The organism is Ochrobactrum vermis, from assembly GCF_002975205.1.
Taxonomy (GTDB): domain Bacteria; phylum Pseudomonadota; class Alphaproteobacteria; order Rhizobiales; family Rhizobiaceae; genus Brucella; species Brucella vermis.
Window position 1 is genome coordinate 1,542,724 of sequence record NZ_PCOC01000001.1, and the last position, 18,178, is coordinate 1,560,901.

An 18,178-nucleotide genomic window follows, 5' to 3' on the forward strand; every position below is an offset into this window, starting at 1 on the left:
AACAAACTAAAATACACCTAGCTACAATCTGGTCAGAAACTGGGATGACCGGCTTCACGTATCAGCAGAAGCGATAATTGCTTTTCCTAGGAGCATTGGCCGGAGAACCCCGCATTTCCGTTAGTTTGCCGTTGATTACGACTTGCCATGATATTGCCGCTCATGCGTTATGAACTTGCGGAACCATTTACAAACGGCGATTCATGCGGCGCTCTATAAAATTTACTTTAATCGGACTTGTGATCATCGCAGTGATAGGTGCTGCACCTTTTGCCGTTGAACCAATCGTGGTCAAGATCGGGGAAGGCTCGATTCGTCAGCTCGCCAGAGACGGCAATTTCTGCAAGACAGACCAATGCGATGAGGGCATGAATTACGCATTAGGTTTTCTCGAAACCAATTATGGCCTGTCGCCTCACGACGTTAAATGGTGTATGGGCGTCGATGTTATTTCCCATTATGAGTTGCCATTCGGCAACCAGATTAAAACATCAATAACCGACCGTATGTACCAGCGTTGTGGCGATCCCAAACGAGACGAGCCACCTGGCGAATACACGGACGAATAAAGGCGCTCTCATGAAGCGATTTTTGCGCATTGGCGCCTGGATGATACTTCTGGCCATCCTTGCGGTAACGATCAGCCCGATAAAGTTCCGTCCGATAACAGGTGAACCTGCAGATCTGGAGCGCTTTGTTGCTTTCTTTCTGGTGGGGGCCTTATTTGCCCTCGCCTATCCTCGCCACTGGATGGGCGTGCTTCTGCTGACAGTCGGCTGCGCTGCACTTTTTGAATTAATGCAACGTCTCGCGCCAGGACGTCACGGTGAATTCATAGACTTTGTTTTCAAGGCTGCCGGAGCCATACTGGGCATCGCAGTCGGCTACAGCCTCAGCCTTATCCGCCCTTTTCGGCAGCAAAACTGATCAGGCTGCGGGAATAGTCTGCAGTCGATCCCGTGCCGTTTCCCGCATGAATTCCAGATGGATGGAACGCAATAATGCCGCCAGATCATCATTGGCAGCAGCAAACCGGCCACCCCCGACAGCCTCACACATAAGAGCCGATATTTCCGCAGCGTCCATCCGCTTTCGACCGGCAGCAACGGCCCGCCAGGCTTCTATGGCGACAATCAAGGGCGTGTGCGTGGCATCGCTCAATCCGGCAGAGCGTAGCAATGCTGCAAGAGCTGCCGGGCGACCGCCCGAAATAATCGCGCAAATCCGGGCATCATCAAGATCAGAAAGTGCGCCGATCAGGCTCGCAAAGAAGTCTATACGCCCCCCGGCAACGGCGCGGATAACGAAACTGGTCGTTATCTCGCCTCGAAGGCGCAGATGCTCAACCAGCGCCGGCAGCTCTTCATGCGAACAGTTTTCTGCCAGATGCATTGATGCACGGGTGGTTGCGTCGCCTATGACCTTATTGGCGCGGCGTTCACCCAGAAGCAACTTCACCAGCAGGAGAGATTGCAGGACTTCGCCTACCTTCACTGCCAAAAGATGACGACATTCGGCTGGCAGATGCGGATGGGCCAGCAGAGCCTCCCGCACGAGAGCGTCATGCCCACAGCGCTCACTCATGCGTCGAAATGAAACCGAAGCGATACGGGCGCAACTGTTAAACAGCATTTCAGCGACTGCCTCACTGTCTCCAATTTCTGCAATTGCTGCAGCGACTGCGAGCGAAACATGAGGACGTGCTGCAACAAGAACCTGCATCGACGGGGCGCCATACGCCACACGATCAATCAGATCGGCATCACTGAGAAGCGTCGAACGCGCAAGAATATATCCTGCTACTTCCGGCTGATCAGCAGCAAGCATTGTTATAATATGCAGAGGCGAATTCACACTGGTCGAAAGCACGTCAGCCATCGCCATGCGAACCTTTGGAGAAGGGTCATCGAGCAGGAGCGTCAAAGCAGCTTCCGCTTGTGCACGAACATGACCCGGCTGACGCTGGTCAATACATTGCCGAGCCAACTGGGCTGCACGGACAACGCGCGTAGCTACCGGCTCACAGCCCCCGACAAGCACATCTTGTTCGATATACATTCTGGCCCCGCTCCAGATCGTTCTTGTATTCGAAAAAGTTAAATTAAAATGGTTTACGAGCGGTTTATCATGTTTGTTAACCGCATTGTCGCAGCATGGAACCGAACGCGTTTTCACTCGTTTTATCGTTATCAATTCAACGGAGACTTCAAATGGCCGACGAAAAGATCACGAACGACATCCAGCAGGCTCTCGAAAAGCAGATCGCCGATATGCGCACCGAACTGAAGCGTCTCTCAAAATCGCTGGCATCAAATTCCAGCGAATTAAGGGAACGTGCGGAAGATGCCATGGATGATGCGTCCGGTCGTTTCCGTCATGCCGCTCAAGCCGTGCGTGAACGCGGTCAGGTGGTTGCCGAAACCGTTCGCGATAATCCGGGCACGGCCACGACGCTTTTCGGAACTGCGGGGATCCTTGGCATTCTTATCGGCGTAGCCATCGGTTGCGCCATTTCCGACCGACGCTAAACAGCAAGAATCTTCCGGAATTTATGCCCGCGCTCGATGCGCGGGCTTTTGTTTACGCTCTTTACGAGAAAGGCAGGGTCTGCTAGCTCCCCGTCACTGGCAATTTGCCACCGGTCGCAGCCTACCCGGACAAAACAAGGACAAGCGTGATAATGCGCTACAAGACTGCACCGTGGCTTTAAACAAAGGCACGCAAATGTCTGAAAAGACGATATATTCCGACCTAAAGCAGCTAGGCTCCAACGCTTCAATACCGCAAACTCCGGAAGATGCCATCCTTGAACGGGTTGCAAATCCTCAAGCTGGCACACCTTACTGTGTTCGCTTCACAGCGCCTGAATTCACTTCGCTCTGCCCGATGACAGGGCAACCTGATTTCGCGCATCTGGTGATCGATTATGTCCCCGGTCAATGGCTGGTGGAAAGCAAATCCCTAAAACTGTTCCTGTTTTCCTTCCGCAATCACGGGGCATTCCATGAAGATTGCACCGTAACCATCGGCAAGCGTCTCGTAGAGCTGTTGAAGCCGGAATGGCTCAGGATCGGTGGTTATTGGTATCCGCGTGGCGGCATTCCCATCGACGTTTTCTTCCAGACTGGAGCAACGCCGCAAAATGTCTGGATACCGGAACAAGGCGTACCTAACTATCGTGGCAGGGGTTGATCGGCGTGTAGCGGTTGCCGCTGAAGATTGTGATCCCTATTATAGAAACGGACAACATGGCGCCTGAAAGGATCCCCATGAAACACGTCGCTATTCTGATTTCTCTGGCCGTTCTTGCCGGATGCGGGGGGGCCAGCAAGGCAGCCATGGACACTGGCAAGAGCTTCGACCGATTCGCCTGCATGTCACGCAATTTCAAGGGTGAACCGCCCTGCCCGCAGCCGGAAGCTACAAACCAATCTGCACAATAAAACCAGGGGAGGTCTGTCATGGCTATCGAACCCAAAAACGTTCTCGATTTCTGGTTCTCGCCGAAGATGCGGGAAAACTGGTTCAGCAAAAGCGACGAGATCGACGCAGAAATTCGCGAGAAGTTTTTAGCGGCTTATGAAGATGCTCGTGCCGACAAGCTCGAACACTGGAAACAGCAGCCGGAAAACGCGCTTGCGCTCACCATTTTGTTCGATCAGTTTCCGCGCAACATGTTCCGCGGGTCGCCACGTTCCTTCGAAAGCGACGGGCTTGCCCGCGATGTGGCTGCACAGGCGCTTGATCATGATTTCGACCGGAAGTTATCGCCTGAGCAACGCCAATTCTTCTATCTGCCGTTCATGCATAGCGAGCATCTGAGCGACCAGAAACGCTGTGTCGATCTCTACGAAAGACTCGGTGACGAGTTTTCGCTCGGCTTTGCACGTCAGCATCACGATATCATCGAACGCTTTGGACGCTTCCCCCATCGCAACACGGTGCTTGGGCGCGACACGACACACGAAGAAGCCGATTTTCTCAAGGAACACGCTGGCTTCTGACTTTACAGCAACCGATAAGGCAAAATTCCGCGGCGGTCGTGATCGACCGCCAACCGGCTTTTAAGCGGCGGAACGGCACGCTGCACGCATTCAGCACGCTCGCAAATGCGGCACGAAACACCTATCGGGTCGAAGGCAGAGCGCACCGCGATGTCGAGCCCATCCGCATAGACAAAATCCTGCGCATAGGCCACCTCGCAGCCAAGGGCGATGGCATAGCGCCGCTGGGGCGCGTTGAAGCCCCCCTCGCTCTTGGTCAGTTCTGTTGCAATGCATAGGTAACGTGCACCGTCCGGCGTTTCGGCAAGCTGTCGGATGATTCGTCCGGGCATTTCGAAAGCCTGATGCACATTCCACAGCGGACAGGCGGCGCCGTAACGCGCAAATTGTAACTTGGCGGCGCTGTGTCGCTTTGTGATGTTTCCAGCCCTGTCTATGCGGGCAAAAAATACAGGCACACCGCGCTGGCCGGAACGCTGCAACGTGCTGAGACGGTGTGCGATCTGTTCCAGACTGGCACCGAAACGCGATGCCAACAGTTCGAGATCGTGGCGCAACTCCTTCGCAGATGAAAGAAATGTCTGGTAGGGCAGCATCAGCGCGCCCGCGAAATAATTGCGCAAGCCAATCTTGCAAATTTCAACAGCCTCGGCAGACCGAAAATCTGCCCGACGGGCAATCGTGCTTACCAGTTCTTCCATCTCCAGTTCGGCAATCTGGAACGCGATCTGGAAATTCCGGGTTGAAGCGGGTGAATAGGGATTGAGATACAGCACCCGTGCAGCCGGATCGAACCGACGCAGGACTGCTTCTTCCGGTCCAGCCCGTGCAATATGTACCCGGTGATGCTCCTCCATATATTGCGGCAAGGCCACACCAACGTCTCGACCTGGTATATTCAGCTCGGTAGCCAGCTTTTCTGCCGCAATATCAATCTCATGGACGTAATTGTCGATAAAATGAAAAAAGTCGCGGACTTCCTCATAGGGCGCAGGCTCGGCGGTGGAAGGAGCACGACCAAGCTGATTGTCCAGACTTGCCAGCTGTTCACTGTTGCGGCGATAGGCCTGATGGCAGGCAATCAACGCATGCGCCAATCCCGGCGCATTTTGCGTAATGAGCTTCAGTTCCTGCAAGTTCGGCTTGTAATTATCGAAGACGGGATCAGCCAGCGCTTCGGAAACAGCTGAAAGCAACCGATCGTCATCACCCAGTGAAATCGCACCTATATCGATCTGATAGTTTTCAGCCAGCGCCAGCAAGACGGCTGCGGAAACCGGCCGCTGATTGTTCTCGATCTGGTTGAGATAACTCGTTGAGATACCGAGGCGTTCAGCAAAGCCCGACTGGGTTGCCTTATGCTGCTCGCGTATTTCGCGGATCTTTCTGCCTATATAAAGTTTTCTGGGTGCCATTTTTGCAAATTCGCATTTCGCTATTTGCAAATTTATATCTTACACAATCGCACCTTTTCAAGCTTTTCCAGAACGTCTTCGGATTTTAAGCAGGAAGGAGAAAAAGACTATCTTTTCAGTTTCATAACTCGCCTTCCAAAGGCCGCCCAAAAGTGGGGACTTTATGCAGGAACTTCTTGAACAGCTCGAAGCCCGCCGTGCGGAAGCCCGCATTGGCGGCGGTCAGCGCCGTATCGATGCCCAGCATGCGAAGGGCAAGCTTACTGCCCGCGAAAGGATCGAAGTGCTTCTCGACGAAGGATCGTTCGAGGAGTTCGACATGTATGTCACTCATCGCTGCACCGATTTCGGCATGGAAAAGCAGAAAGTCGCCGGCGATGGTGTAGTAACGGGCTGGGGCACGATCAACGGCCGTCAGGTCTATGTGTTCAGCCAGGATTTCACTGTCCTGGGCGGCTCGCTGTCCGAAACGCACGCGCAGAAAATCTGCAAGATCATGGATATGGCCATGAAGAACGGCGCGCCTGTCATTGGCCTCAATGATTCCGGCGGCGCCCGCATTCAGGAAGGCGTCGCTTCGCTCGCGGGCTATGCCGACGTATTCAAGCGCAATGCCGATGCTTCCGGCGTCATCCCGCAGATTTCCGTCATCATGGGCCCCTGCGCGGGTGGTGCGGTCTATTCTCCCGCCATGACTGACTTCATCTTCATGGTGCGAGATAGCTCCTATATGTTCGTGACGGGACCCGACGTGGTGAAAACCGTCACTAACGAAATTGTCACCGCTGAAGAACTGGGCGGCGCGTCGACTCACACCAGAAAATCATCGGTCGCCGACGGCGCTTATGAGAACGATATTGAAGCGCTGGAACAGGTCCGCATCCTGTTCGACTTCCTGCCGCTCAACAATCGCGAAAAGCCACCTGTACGCCCGGTATTCGATGATCCGGCGCGACTTGAAATGCGGCTCGACACGCTGATCCCGGATAGCGCCACCAAGCCCTACGACATGAAGGAGCTGATTCACGCGCTGGCAGATGAAAGCGATTTCTTTGAAATTCAGGAATCGTTTGCGAAAAACATCATCACCGGCTTCATCCGTATGGATGGACAGACCATCGGTGTCGTTGCAAACCAACCCATGGTGCTGGCAGGCTGCCTCGACATCGATTCATCACGCAAGGCGGCGCGTTTCGTGCGTTTCTGCGATGCTTTCTCAATCCCGCTCCTGACCCTTGTGGACGTTCCGGGCTTCCTGCCAGGCACGGCGCAGGAATATGGCGGCGTCATCAAGCACGGCGCCAAGCTGCTCTTCGCCTATAGTCAGGCGACTGTTCCGATGGTCACGCTCATCACGCGCAAGGCCTATGGCGGCGCTTATGACGTGATGGCCTCCAAGCATATCGGCGCGGATATCAATTACGCATGGCCGACGGCGGAAATCGCCGTGATGGGTGCCAAAGGCGCAACGGAAATTCTCTATCGTTCCGAACTGGGCGACGCTGAAAAAATTGCCGGACGCACGAAGGAATATGAGGAGCGCTTTGCCAATCCTTTCGTGGCTGCGGAACGTGGTTTCATCGACGAAGTCATCATGCCGCATTCCTCGCGCCGCCGCATTGCCCGCGCTTTTGCCAGCCTGCGCAACAAGCAGCAAAGCACTCCGTGGAAAAAACACGACACCATTCCGTTGTGATCTGAATTCATTTGAGTAGACGCACATGATCAAGAAAATTCTCATTGCCAATCGCGGCGAGATCGCATGCCGGGTCATCAAAACGGCGAAGAAAATGGGCATCGCAACGGTTGCTGTTTATTCTGATGCCGACCGCAACGCCCTGCATGTCAAAATGGCCGACGAAGCAGTCCATATCGGACCAGCGCCGTCCAATCAGTCCTATATCGTCATCGACAAGATTCTGGCTGCGATCAAGGAAACCGGTGCCGATGCAGTGCATCCCGGCTATGGCTTTCTATCGGAAAACCCGCGTTTTGCCGAAGCACTGAAGGCCGCCAATATCACCTTCATCGGCCCGCCGGTGAACGCAATTGACGCCATGGGCGACAAGATCACCTCCAAGAAACTGGCAGCGGAAGCGGGCGTTTCCACCGTGCCCGGCCATATGGACCTGATTGAAAATGCCGACGAAGCCGTGAAAATCGCCAGCATGATCGGCTATCCGGTCATGATCAAGGCATCGGCTGGTGGTGGTGGCAAAGGCATGCGTATCGCTTGGAACGACGAGGAAGCCCGCGAAGGCTTTCAATTGTCGCGCAACGAAGCCAAAGCCTCCTTCGGCGATGACCGCATCTTCATTGAAAAATTCGTCACCCAGCCACGCCACATTGAAATTCAGGTACTGGGCGACCAACATGGCAACGTTGTCTATCTTGGCGAACGCGAATGCTCCATCCAGCGCCGAAACCAGAAGGTGATTGAGGAAGCGCCCTCACCTTTCCTCGATGAAGCGACCCGCAAGGCCATGGGCGAGCAGGCCGTCGCGCTTGCCAAGGCGGTTGGATATTATTCTGCCGGTACGGTTGAGTTCATTGTCGATGGCAGCCGCAATTTCTATTTCCTCGAAATGAATACGCGCTTGCAGGTAGAGCATCCGGTGACGGAGCTCATCACCGGTATCGACCTCGTGGAAGAAATGATCCGCGTTGCATCCGGCGAGAAGCTCCGTTTCGGCCAGACCGACGTGAAACTCAACGGCTGGGCCATGGAAAGCCGTCTCTATGCGGAGGACCCATACCGTAATTTCCTGCCCTCAATCGGCAGGTTGACCCGTTATCGCCCACCGGTCGAAGGCCGTAATTCGGATGGCACAATCGTACGCAACGACACCGGCGTGTTCGAAGGCGGCGAAATTTCGATGTATTATGATCCGATGATCGCAAAACTCTGCACCTGGGGACCGGACCGCGCCAGTGCCGTCAACGCAATGGGAGATGCCCTGGATGCATTCGAGGTTGAAGGCATTGGCCACAACCTGCCCTTCCTGTCAGCGGTAATGGATCATCCGCGCTTCCGCGAGGGTGCACTTACCACTGCATTCATTGCCGAAGAATATCCGGACGGCTTTGCCGGTGTGCCGGTTTCGGAAGATGATGCGCGGGTTCTTGCTGCGGTTGCCGCCCAGATCAATCTTGCGGTCGAACAGCGCAACATGCAGATTTCGGGACGAATTTCCAGCGAACAGCAATCTGTAGCAACCGACTGGGTGGCAACACTCGGCGGGTCCACTGTGCCGGTCCGCATTGCGGAAGGCGAAGGCGGAACGACAATCAATTTCATGGATGGTGGCAGTCTGCCTGTTGCCAGCGACTGGCATCCCGGTGGCCATCTGGGCTCGTTTACCGTTGGAGGCAAGCCCATTGCCATCAAGGTTTCACGCTCCGGCACTGGCTGGCGTTTGCGCTGGCGTGGCATGGATGTGGTCGCTCATGTGCGCAAGCCGCGCATTGCTGAACTGGCAAAGCTGATGCCGGTCAAGCTGCCTCCAGACACGTCGAAAATGTTGCTCTGCCCGATGCCGGGTGTCATCACCTCGATTCTGGCCGAGGAAGGCGCTACGGTAGAAGCCGGGCAGCCGCTTGCAACGGTCGAAGCCATGAAGATGGAAAACGTGTTGCGCGCCGAACGCCGCGCTACCGTCAAGCGCATTGCCGTCAAGGCCGGAGAAAGCCTTGCCGTGGATGAACTGATCATGGAATTCGAATGACCTTCGGCACAGTGCTTCGCACCGGCTCTGGGTAAGGATATTATGGGATGGAGAATAAGCCAATGACGCAGAAAACCCGTGCGGATTGGGAAGCGTTGGCCGAAAAGGAACTGAAACGACCGGCGGACAGCCTTGTCTGGCATACGCCGGAAGGCATCGACGTGAAGCCGCTCTACACGGCGAACGACCTGCAAAATGTCGGCCATCTCGACAGCCTGCCCGGCTTTGACCCGTTCGTGCGCGGGCCGCGGGCGACCATGTATGCGGGGCGTCCATGGACAATCCGACAGTATGCCGGATTTTCGACGGCTGAAGAGTCTAACGCATTCTATCGCAAGGCGTTGATAGCCGGCCAGCAAGGCGTTTCGGTTGCCTTCGACCTTGCTACCCATCGCGGCTATGACAGCGACCATCCTCGCGTCGAAGGCGACGTGGGCAAGGCTGGTGTTGCCATTGATTCCGTCGAGGACATGAAGATCCTTTTCGACGGTATCCCGCTTGAAAAAGTATCCGTCTCCATGACCATGAATGGCGCAGTGATCCCGATCCTCGCCAATTTCATCGTCGCGGGCGAAGAACAGGGCGTATCGCGCGATCTGCTTTCCGGTACCATCCAGAACGATATTCTCAAGGAGTTCATGGTCCGCAACACCTATATTTATCCGCCGGAACCTTCCATGCGGATCATTGCGGACATCATCGCCTATACCGCGACGGAAATGCCGAAGTTCAACTCGATTTCCATTTCCGGCTACCACATGCAGGAAGCCGGTGCGACGCTGGTGCAGGAACTGGCCTTTACGCTGGCCGATGGGCGCGAATATGTGCGTGCCGCGCTGCAAAAGGGCCTGAACGTTGACGACTTCGCCGGTCGCCTGTCGTTCTTCTTCGCCATCGGCATGAATTTCTTCATGGAAATCGCCAAACTACGCGCTGCGCGCCTGCTCTGGACGCGGATCATGAAGGAGTTTGAGCCAAAAAAGCCCGGTTCGCTGATGCTGCGCACGCATTGCCAGACTTCAGGCGTATCGCTTCAGGAACAGGACCCCTACAATAATATCGTCCGCACCGCGTTCGAGGCCATGTCAGCAGCGTTGGGCGGTACCCAGTCACTGCACACCAACTCCTTCGATGAAGCCATTGCCTTGCCGACAGAGTTTTCAGCTCGTATCGCCCGCAATACGCAGCTCATCCTCCAGAACGAAACAGGCGTGACCAAAGTGGTCGATCCGCTGGCAGGTTCTTATTACATTGAAAGCCTGACCAATGAACTGGCGGAAAAAGCCTGGGCATTGATCGAGGAGGTGGAAGAGCTGGGCGGCATGACCAAGGCCGTAGAAAGCGGCTTGCCGAAGCGTTTGATCGAAGAAGCCGCCACCAAACGGCAGGCTGCAGTTGATAAGGGCGAAGAAGTCATCGTTGGCGTCAACAAATTCCGCCTCGAACAGGAAGATGAAATCGACATTCTGGAGATCGACAATACCGCCGTTCGCCAGTCGCAGATTGCACGTCTCAACCGCATCAAGGAAACGCGCAACAAGGCAAAAGTTGAAGCAGCACTCAAAGAACTGGAAAAGGTAGCCAGGACCGGTGAAGGCAACCTTCTCGCCGCAGCCGTTGAAGCGTCCCGTGCCCGCGCCACTGTTGGCGAAATTTCCGACGCCATGCGCCACACGTTCGGAGATCATGCTGCGGTTCCGAAAGTCGTCAAGAAGGTCTACGGTACGGCCTACAAGGACGAGCCAGAGTATCAGACGCTGGTTGACCGCCTCGGCGACTTCTCGAAGCAGATCGGCGAAACGCCGAAAGTGATGGTGGCAAAGCTCGGCCAGGACGGACATGACCGCGGTGCCAAAATCATCGCTTCAGCATTTGGCGACATCGGTTTTGAAGTATTGACCGGACCGCTGTTTCAGACTCCGGACGAAGCCGCCGATATGGCGATCAAATCCAAGGTGCATGTTCTCGGCGTCTCGTCACTTGCAGCCGGTCACAAAACGCTCCTGCCTCAGCTCGTCGACACCCTTCGCAAGAAGGGCGCGGAAAATATCATCGTCGTCTGCGGTGGCGTCGTTCCACGTCAGGATTATCAATATCTGTTCGATCATGGTGTGGCGGCAGTTTTTGGACCCGGCTCGAATGTGCTCGACTGCGCCCGCGCCGTGCTTGATTTAATGGAAGGCAAGCGCCGCAATCTTTGAATATTATCAATAAGATACACCTCATACAGGACTCATTTTCTGAACAACTTCAGAAGCCGGACGAACAGTCCGGCTTCTTGCTTGCAACCATCATTCAGTTTTTGGGCCCGGCAAAACCGGCTATCGTGGAACTGGTAACCGAGACCGGATCACTGGCCGGAAACGTGTCCTCCAAGCCCTCTTCGAGCTGACGCTCCAGCTCAGCCCGATCGCCAGCGCGGCGGGCGCTTGGGCGTGTCAGCAGGCTCTCAGGTTGAATACCACACTCCATACATGCAACACCGAGTGCATTGCCGAGCTTGATTGCGGCACGGCGTATCACTTCATCACGTGCCAGCTCCGCTGCTGTCTCGTTCTCAACCTTGACCGTAATCTTCTCTTCACCCTCGGTGACAAATTCTACCATATAGAGCTTGAATCCCCCGACCGAACTAATGCGGGTTTCGACAATCTCCATCGCTTCACCTCCGCGTTATCAATGAAGATCAAACGTTGACCAGCGCCTGTAAGTTCCACCAGCACGGGCAATTACGGAACCGCGCCCCTCCATCAAGCGTTTCGAGTCTGCTGTTTGGAGGTTGCCATGTCACAGTTCTTCACAAAGCTCAGCGAAAAAACTGCCGAACTTGCCGGTCATTATCTGGCATTCGTGCTGGCTACCTTGTCCATTATCATATGGGGGTTCAGCGGGCCGTTCTTCAACTTCTCGGATACATGGCAACTGGTGGTGAATACATCGACCACCATCATCACCTTCCTGATGGTGTTTCTGATCCAAAACGCACAGGATCGAGAAGCAAGCGCAACGCAGGCCAAACTTGATGAAATCCTGAACATCGTCTCAACGACCAAAAGCGAAACCATTGGCGCGGAACATCTGCCGCTCAACGAATTGAAGGCTATTTTGAAACGTCTCGAAGCGAAAAGTGGAAAAACTTCGACCGAAGAACCAGAATGAGCAGCACATCTTCCCAGTGTAGCGTTCAGGCCTATATCTCCTCTGGAGAGATCTTGTCGTTAGCAGAAAGGATGACCCATGGCCGTCACCAAAAAGCAGGAAGCCCGCGCTCTCAATGCCGACGAAAAAGAGCTGGTGGAAAAGTCGCACCATCCTTTTTTGCAAGACGTTCCCGACGAAGAGCTTGCCCATCTGGCAAAGCTGATCCGCGAACGCCGTAAGAAGGCAAAAGACCAGGCCCATCAGCGCAGACGTGAAATGCGCGGAAAGGGAGCTGCTCGCGGCACGTCACCGTCCAAGGCGGATGAAGGTTCACATCTGAAAGTTTCCGTACTGGCCATGGCTGTGCGCCGCATCAACACCGAAGTTGAGCGCCGCCGTCGTATGTCTGCCAGCGCCCAACTGATTGCCAACGCTCGAAAAGCGCTTGCAACCAAGGAGGCAAATGAAAAGAAAGGGAAGGATTTCAACACGCGCCATGCACTTAACGGCATGCGCAATATCCCGAACGAAAAATACGACAGCCTTGTCCGTCCGGCAGAACGTGGACGGCTGCGCAAGGCCGCAAGCGTCGCTCAGGCGAAGAAGGATACTCGTCAGAAGGAAGCCGGTTAGAGCATTTCCAGCGCCGTCTTTCGAACAGGCGGTGCGAAAGCCAGATCCAGACGCTTCAATTGTTCTTCGGAGAGCCGCAACTCTGCGGCTTTTCTGTTGTCCCGCACATGATGCAGGTTGGAGGATTTTGGAATCGCGATGACATTGCCGCCATGCATCGCCCAGGCAAGCGCGACAGAAGCTGGTGTTCCTCCCGTCTCGCTTGCAACTTCTGCCAGTTCGGAACTGCCCAGCAATCGACCCTGTTCAATGGGTGAGTAAGCCATCAGCGGAATTTTGCGCTCAACACACCATGGCATGAGATCGAATTCCGGCCCGCGTCGCGTCAGATTGTAGAGTATCTGGTTTGTAGAGACAGCTTTACCACCCGCTACACCGACCAACTCTTTCATGTCATCCGTATCGAAATTGCTGACACCCCAGCTGACAATTTTTCCGGTACGCTGCAGTTCTTGAAATGCAGCGACAGTCTCTTCGAGAGGGTATCGCCCACGCCAGTGCAGCAGATACAGATCGATACGATCAGAACGAAGGCGCTGCAGGCTTCTCTCACAGGCCTCGATTGTTCCTTGCCGCGACGCATTGTACGGCAATACCTTACTGACGATAAACACGTCGTCGCGACGGCCTGTAATGGCTTCGCCGACAACGTCTTCCGCCTCACCGTCAGCATACATTTCCGCTGTATCGATCAGCGTCATCCCCAGATCGATGCCGATCCTTAATGCTTCGATTTCATAGCGGCGTTGCGTGCTGTCCTCGCCCATATACCAGGTGCCTTGCCCGAGCGCTGGGACCGTCTGGCCCGAAGGCAAAGTGATCTGTGGTATGGTACCGGTCATTGCATCTTCCCCTATAAAATGATCATCGCCATGATCGCTACATAGCCGGGAAATTCAAGGCCTTGAGGACAGCGGCTCAAGCGAAATGCAGACCAAAACCCTGCATGAGCCTGCGGATGGCATAGTCTGGATTCTGGGATGTAATAACCGCCTGATCGTTGTGATGATGCAGTTCTTCATCGACGCGGCGCGGTTTCAGCAGTGAAACGGTGCGCCGGGCGATCGCTTCTGCAGGGTCAAGCCAGTCTACCGGCCAGGGTGCCAGGCGGCGAAACACATTGGCAAGAAACGGATAGTGCGTGCAGGCCAGAACGATGATGTCGGTACGACTGCCATCCTGCTCAATGAAACAGGGGGCAATCTGTTCGACGACCAGCGCCTCATCGATCTTCTCGCCGCGAATATGGGCTTCCGCTACCGCTGCCAGTTGGTCGGCACCGACGAGACGAACATGGCACTGGGAAGCGAAAGACTGAATGAGATCACGCGTATAGGCGCGACGGACTGTGCCCGGCGTAGCGAGCACGGAAACAAGGCCCGACGACGTTCTTTCGGCAGCGGGCTTGATCGCCGGTACCGTACCGACAAACGGAACCGAAGGATAAGCTTGCCGCAAATCGTCCAACACCAGCGTGGAGGCCGTATTGCAGGCGATGACCGCGATTTCCGGATCATAGGCAGTAATGAGCTTGCCGAACAATTCGACAATCCTCGCCCTCAGCGCATCCTCTTCCCATGCGCCATAGGGAAACCCGGCATCGTCGGCAACGTAGACGAAGCGACGGTCCGGCATAAGCACCCGCGCTTCACGCAAAACCGTCAGACCTCCGATACCGCTGTCGAAAACCAGAATGGGTCTTTCAGCGTCGATGGAGGGAATAGCGGAAAAGCTCGCAGCGGGTGCGTTTTTCATTCGTCCTTGTCCTTTGTTGCCGGGCTTTCGGTCACGGGTTTGCGCGCGCGTCCTTCCGGGGCTCCGGAACCTCGTGGCTTCTTTGGCGTGAATACATCAAGCGAGGTGACAACACCGCGCAGGAGCTTCAGCTCGGCAGAGGCAAAACCGGCACGCGTCAGGACAGCACGCAGATTGTTGACCATGATTTCCTTGCGGGCTTCAGGGCGGAAATACCCTCTAACATCAAGGGCTTCTTCGAGATGATTGAAAAGCCCCTGCAATTCCTGTTTCGGCGCCAGCTCAAGCTCCGGGCCGCGAAAAACGGTCTCCGTCTGCGTCTCAAGGCCCGACTTCATCCATTCATAGGACATGAGCAGAACTGCCTGTGCAATATTGAGCGAGGCAAATGCAGGATTGACCGGAAACGTCACCAGTTCATCGGCCAGACCAACTTCCTCGTTGCTGAGACCGAATCGTTCTCGGCCAAACAGAATGCCGGTCTTCTCTCCGGTCCTGAAACGGCGGCGTAGTTCACCACCCGCTTCTACAGCGCTGCGAACCTGCTTGAAACCGTCACGTTCACGTGCCGTTGTGGCATAGACGAAATTGAGATCGGCGATAGCAGAAGGCAGGTCGTCATAGACCACCGCATTGTCGATCACATGATCGGCCTTGCTGGCTGCTGCCCTCGCCTTCTCACTCGGAAATTCCTCGCGCGGATTGACCAGACGCAATTCTGCCAGTCCGAAATTCGCCATGGCGCGCGCTACCATGCCGATATTTTCCGGCAATTGCGGCTCTACCAGAACGATTGCCGGTCCTTCCGCGATAAAGGGGCGCTGTTTATCTGTTCCTGCCATGATCTCTTCCGCATTAGCTATCGTATCGTGGCATTTCCCTTACATAATTGACGCCAAATCGCAAAGATTCCCCTTACGTGTTTGCGGGAAAAGCCTGTGTAGTAGCCCGATAACACCTATTTGCCGCCCATTCATGCCAGACTATTTCCACCAGATACAGGATCAAGGGAGGAAACCATGTCCGGTAAGAAGATACTCATGCTTTGCGGCGACTTTGGTGAGGACTATGAAACCATGGTCCCATTCCAGACATTGCTGACCGTCGGTCACACGGTTCATGCCGTCTGCCCCGGCAAGAAAGCTGGCGATCATATCGCGACAGCCATTCACGACTTCGAAGGCCACCAGACCTATACGGAAAAGCCGGGCCATAACTTCGCTCTCAACGCGACATTCGCCGACGTAAAGCCGGAGAGCTATGACGCTCTGGTCATTCCAGGTGGCCGGGCGCCAGAATATCTGCGTCTCGACGACAAGGTTATCGCGATGGTGAAGCATTTCTTCGAAGCGAAAAAGCCTGTTGCAGCGGTCTGCCATGGTGCACAGTTGCTAGCTGCAGCGCGTGTTCTGGAAGGTCGCACCTGTTCAGCCTATCCGGCGTGCCGCCCAGAAGTTGAACTTGCCGGAGGCACATATGCCGATATCCCGGTCGATCAGGCTGTGACAGACGGAAACCTTGTCACGTCGCCCGCATGGCCTGCCCATCCGGCATGGCTGTCGCAGTTCCTCGCCGTTCTCGGTACCAGGATCACGCATAGCTGATCACAACGCCTTGCCTGTTTTCCAACATGGTTGCAGGCAAGGCAAAACTGCGCGAAATTGGTTTGGGAGAGCAACCCGGAGGAAATCATGTGCAGGCTGTTCATCGGTGCCGATCCTGAACTCTGGTCAAGTGTGACGCGTTCGCTGCGTATCGGCGGCGTCGTGACAAGCGTTCGGCTTGAAAATTTTTTCTGGTGGGCTCTGGAAGATATCGCTGTGCGCGATGACCTTACGGTCAGCCGCCTTATCGGCAAACTTTACGATGAATCCCGGAATGAGGGGCATGACCTCGACAATTTCGCGTCGTTTCTGCGGGTCTGCTGCGGGCGCTATCTTTCCCTTCAACTGAACGGTCTGGTTCCTACAGAAAGATCAACTGCCATCTCCACGCTGGATGCTGATGCCATTCTTGTCAGGGAGCAGGCAAACTATCGCCAGCGGCAATCCTCGTGGGAGCAATCCCGCGAAGACGATCACGCAGAGCATCGTGCGGCGTGATTGATCCGATCCAAAAGCCGTCTCGCGCTTTTCGTAAATCTATCCCGAAATTTTGACCATCTAAACGCTGTGTAGGCCAAAGAATAAGCCTCTTAAGCTTTGCCTTATCCGTCGCGAGTGCTATACGGGCGCGACGCATTGAAAAAGAGGCTTCATCCATGGCAAAAATCAAGGTTGCGAACCCGGTCGTCGAACTCGACGGCGACGAGATGACCCGCATTATCTGGCAGTTCATCAAGGACAAGCTTATCCATCCTTACCTCGACATCGATCTGAAATATTACGATCTGTCGGTCGAACACCGCGATGCTACCAATGACCAGGTTACCATTGATGCTGCAAATGCCATCAAGGAACACGGCGTCGGCGTAAAATGCGCAACCATTACGCCGGACGAAGCCCGCGTTGAAGAATTCAAGCTCAAGAAGATGTGGAAGTCGCCAAACGGCACCATCCGTAACATCCTCGGCGGCGTGATCTTCCGTGAGCCGATCATCTGCAAGAACGTTCCGCGCCTGGTTCCGGGCTGGACCCAGCCGATCATCGTTGGCCGTCATGCTTTTGGCGACCAGTACCGCGCGACCGATTTCAAGTTCCCCGGCAAGGGCACCCTGTCGATCAAGTTCGTCGGTGAAGATGGTGAAACCATTGAGCACGAAGTCTATCAGGCTCCTGCTGCTGGCGTGGCAATGGCCATGTACAACCTCGACGAATCGATCCGTGAATTTGCGCGCGCCTCGCTGAACTACGGCCTGCAGCGCAATTACCCGGTCTACCTCTCGACCAAAAACACCATTCTCAAGGCCTATGACGGTCGCTTCAAGGACATCTTCGAAGAAGTCTATCAGGCTGAATTCGCAGACAAGTTCAAGGAAGCCAAGATCTGGTACGAACATCGCCTGATCGACGACATGGTTGCTTCGGCGCTGAAGTGGTCTGGTGGCTACGTCTGGGCTTGTAAGAATTACGACGGCGACGTTCAGTCGGATATCGTGGCTCAGGGCTTCGGTTCGCTCGGCCTGATGACCTCCGTTCTGATGACGCCGGATGGCAAGACCGTTGAAGCTGAAGCTGCACACGGCACTGTGACCCGTCACTACCGCCAGCATCAGAAGGGCGAGGAAACCTCGACCAACTCAATCGCTTCGATTTTTGCGTGGACCCGCGGTCTCGCTCACCGCGCCAAGCTCGACGACAACACCGAGCTGAAGCGTTTTGCCGATACGCTGGAAAAGGTCTGCGTGGACACCGTCGAAAGCGGCTTCATGACCAAGGATCTGGCGCTGCTAATCGGCCCGGATCAGCCTTGGCTCTCGACCACTGGCTTCCTCGACAAAATCGACGAGAACCTTCAGAAGGCGATGGCCGCCTGATAAAACATTCGACCTTATCGTCGTTATAGA

At 55.0% G+C, this 18,178-nt stretch carries 20 protein-coding genes; 14 read left to right on the forward strand and 6 right to left on the reverse strand.

Annotated features, from left to right (window positions below):
* Positions 1 to 203 precede the first annotated feature (203 nt).
* On the forward strand, positions 204 to 569 hold the full coding sequence (locus tag CQZ93_RS07615) for a hypothetical protein (RefSeq protein WP_105542044.1): 366 nt from the start codon (positions 204 to 206) through the stop codon (positions 567 to 569).
* A 10-nt stretch (positions 570 to 579) separates the two neighbouring features.
* Entirely contained in the window at positions 580 to 927 is a 348-nt protein-coding gene (locus CQZ93_RS07620; RefSeq protein WP_105542045.1) for a VanZ family protein, read from the forward strand.
* Here CQZ93_RS07620 and CQZ93_RS07625 read toward each other — a convergent pair whose 3' ends face one another.
* A complete protein-coding gene (locus tag CQZ93_RS07625) occupies positions 928 to 2,058 on the reverse strand; it encodes a DUF2336 domain-containing protein (protein WP_105542046.1) in 1,131 nt (376 codons plus the stop codon). It abuts the gene before it with no gap.
* Between the two features lie 152 nt (positions 2,059 to 2,210).
* Between CQZ93_RS07625 and CQZ93_RS07630 the strand changes: the two genes are divergently transcribed.
* The 4 genes from CQZ93_RS07630 (at position 2,211) to CQZ93_RS07640 (ending at position 4,004) form a co-directional block, all read left to right on the forward strand.
* The gene (locus tag CQZ93_RS07630; protein ID WP_105542047.1) at positions 2,211 to 2,528 is read left to right on the forward strand and encodes an ElaB/YgaM/YqjD family protein; all 318 of its coding nucleotides are present in this window, start codon (positions 2,211 to 2,213) and stop codon (positions 2,526 to 2,528) included.
* A 196-nt stretch (positions 2,529 to 2,724) separates the two neighbouring features.
* Positions 2,725 to 3,192 carry a preQ(1) synthase gene (gene queF, locus CQZ93_RS07635; protein WP_105542048.1) on the forward strand — a complete coding sequence of 156 codons (468 nt, stop codon included), beginning with the start codon at positions 2,725 to 2,727 and terminating at the stop codon, positions 3,190 to 3,192.
* Positions 3,193 to 3,269: 77 nt separating this feature from the next.
* Complete coding sequence (locus CQZ93_RS26600; protein ID WP_181153328.1) at positions 3,270 to 3,443, forward strand: hypothetical protein; 174 nt, start codon at positions 3,270 to 3,272, stop codon at positions 3,441 to 3,443.
* 18 nt (positions 3,444 to 3,461) lie between these two features.
* Positions 3,462 to 4,004 (forward strand): DUF924 family protein, encoded by a 543-nt coding sequence (locus CQZ93_RS07640; protein WP_105542049.1) that lies wholly within the window; start codon positions 3,462 to 3,464, stop codon positions 4,002 to 4,004.
* 2 nt (positions 4,005 to 4,006) lie between these two features.
* Here CQZ93_RS07640 and CQZ93_RS07645 read toward each other — a convergent pair whose 3' ends face one another.
* Positions 4,007 to 5,419, reverse strand: a complete 1,413-nt coding sequence (locus CQZ93_RS07645; RefSeq protein ID WP_105543220.1) for a helix-turn-helix domain-containing protein — start codon at positions 5,417 to 5,419, stop codon at positions 4,007 to 4,009.
* 163 nt (positions 5,420 to 5,582) lie between these two features.
* On the opposite strand from CQZ93_RS07645, the gene CQZ93_RS07650 reads away from it, so the two are divergent.
* From CQZ93_RS07650 to scpA, 3 genes are all read left to right on the forward strand, one after another.
* Entirely contained in the window at positions 5,583 to 7,115 is a 1,533-nt protein-coding gene (locus tag CQZ93_RS07650; RefSeq protein ID WP_105542050.1) for an acyl-CoA carboxylase subunit beta, read from the forward strand.
* Positions 7,116 to 7,140: 25 nt separating this feature from the next.
* Complete coding sequence (locus CQZ93_RS07655; protein ID WP_105542051.1) at positions 7,141 to 9,144, forward strand: acetyl-CoA carboxylase biotin carboxylase subunit; 2,004 nt, start codon at positions 7,141 to 7,143, stop codon at positions 9,142 to 9,144.
* Positions 9,145 to 9,206: 62 nt separating this feature from the next.
* Positions 9,207 to 11,345, forward strand: coding sequence for a methylmalonyl-CoA mutase (scpA, locus tag CQZ93_RS07660; RefSeq protein ID WP_105542052.1), 2,139 nt, complete (start codon positions 9,207 to 9,209; stop codon positions 11,343 to 11,345).
* Between the two features lie 94 nt (positions 11,346 to 11,439).
* Here scpA and CQZ93_RS07665 read toward each other — a convergent pair whose 3' ends face one another.
* Positions 11,440 to 11,802 carry a hypothetical protein gene (locus CQZ93_RS07665; protein WP_105542053.1) on the reverse strand — a complete coding sequence of 121 codons (363 nt, stop codon included), beginning with the start codon at positions 11,800 to 11,802 and terminating at the stop codon, positions 11,440 to 11,442.
* 126 nt (positions 11,803 to 11,928) lie between these two features.
* Between CQZ93_RS07665 and CQZ93_RS07670 the strand changes: the two genes are divergently transcribed.
* A complete protein-coding gene (locus CQZ93_RS07670; RefSeq protein WP_105542054.1) occupies positions 11,929 to 12,303 on the forward strand; it encodes a low affinity iron permease family protein in 375 nt (124 codons plus the stop codon).
* A gap of 78 nt (positions 12,304 to 12,381) precedes the next feature.
* Positions 12,382 to 12,918: a hypothetical protein gene (locus CQZ93_RS07675; RefSeq protein ID WP_105542055.1), complete on the forward strand. Its 537-nt coding sequence runs from the start codon at positions 12,382 to 12,384 to the stop codon at positions 12,916 to 12,918.
* Here the strand turns inward: CQZ93_RS07675 and CQZ93_RS07680 are convergent.
* The 3 genes from CQZ93_RS07680 to CQZ93_RS07690 form a co-directional block, all read right to left on the reverse strand.
* Positions 12,915 to 13,760 (reverse strand): aldo/keto reductase, encoded by an 846-nt coding sequence (locus CQZ93_RS07680; protein ID WP_105542056.1) that lies wholly within the window; start codon positions 13,758 to 13,760, stop codon positions 12,915 to 12,917. The genes CQZ93_RS07675 and CQZ93_RS07680 overlap by 4 nt on opposite strands.
* 76 nt (positions 13,761 to 13,836) lie before the next feature.
* Positions 13,837 to 14,673 carry a glutamate racemase gene (murI, locus tag CQZ93_RS07685; RefSeq protein WP_105542057.1) on the reverse strand — a complete coding sequence of 279 codons (837 nt, stop codon included), beginning with the start codon at positions 14,671 to 14,673 and terminating at the stop codon, positions 13,837 to 13,839.
* Positions 14,670 to 15,515 carry an RNA methyltransferase gene (locus tag CQZ93_RS07690; protein ID WP_105542058.1) on the reverse strand — a complete coding sequence of 282 codons (846 nt, stop codon included), beginning with the start codon at positions 15,513 to 15,515 and terminating at the stop codon, positions 14,670 to 14,672. The genes murI and CQZ93_RS07690 overlap by 4 nt, the downstream gene beginning before the upstream one ends.
* Before the next feature lie 177 nt (positions 15,516 to 15,692).
* On the opposite strand from CQZ93_RS07690, the gene CQZ93_RS07695 reads away from it, so the two are divergent.
* From CQZ93_RS07695 to CQZ93_RS07705, 3 genes are all read left to right on the forward strand, one after another.
* Entirely contained in the window at positions 15,693 to 16,277 is a 585-nt protein-coding gene (locus CQZ93_RS07695) for a DJ-1/PfpI family protein (RefSeq protein WP_105542059.1), read from the forward strand.
* 87 nt (positions 16,278 to 16,364) lie between these two features.
* Positions 16,365 to 16,775 (forward strand): ribbon-helix-helix domain-containing protein, encoded by a 411-nt coding sequence (locus CQZ93_RS07700; RefSeq protein ID WP_105542060.1) that lies wholly within the window; start codon positions 16,365 to 16,367, stop codon positions 16,773 to 16,775.
* A 158-nt stretch (positions 16,776 to 16,933) separates the two neighbouring features.
* The gene (locus CQZ93_RS07705) at positions 16,934 to 18,148 is read left to right on the forward strand and encodes an NADP-dependent isocitrate dehydrogenase (protein ID WP_105542061.1); all 1,215 of its coding nucleotides are present in this window, start codon (positions 16,934 to 16,936) and stop codon (positions 18,146 to 18,148) included.
* Positions 18,149 to 18,178: the final 30 nt, after the last annotated feature.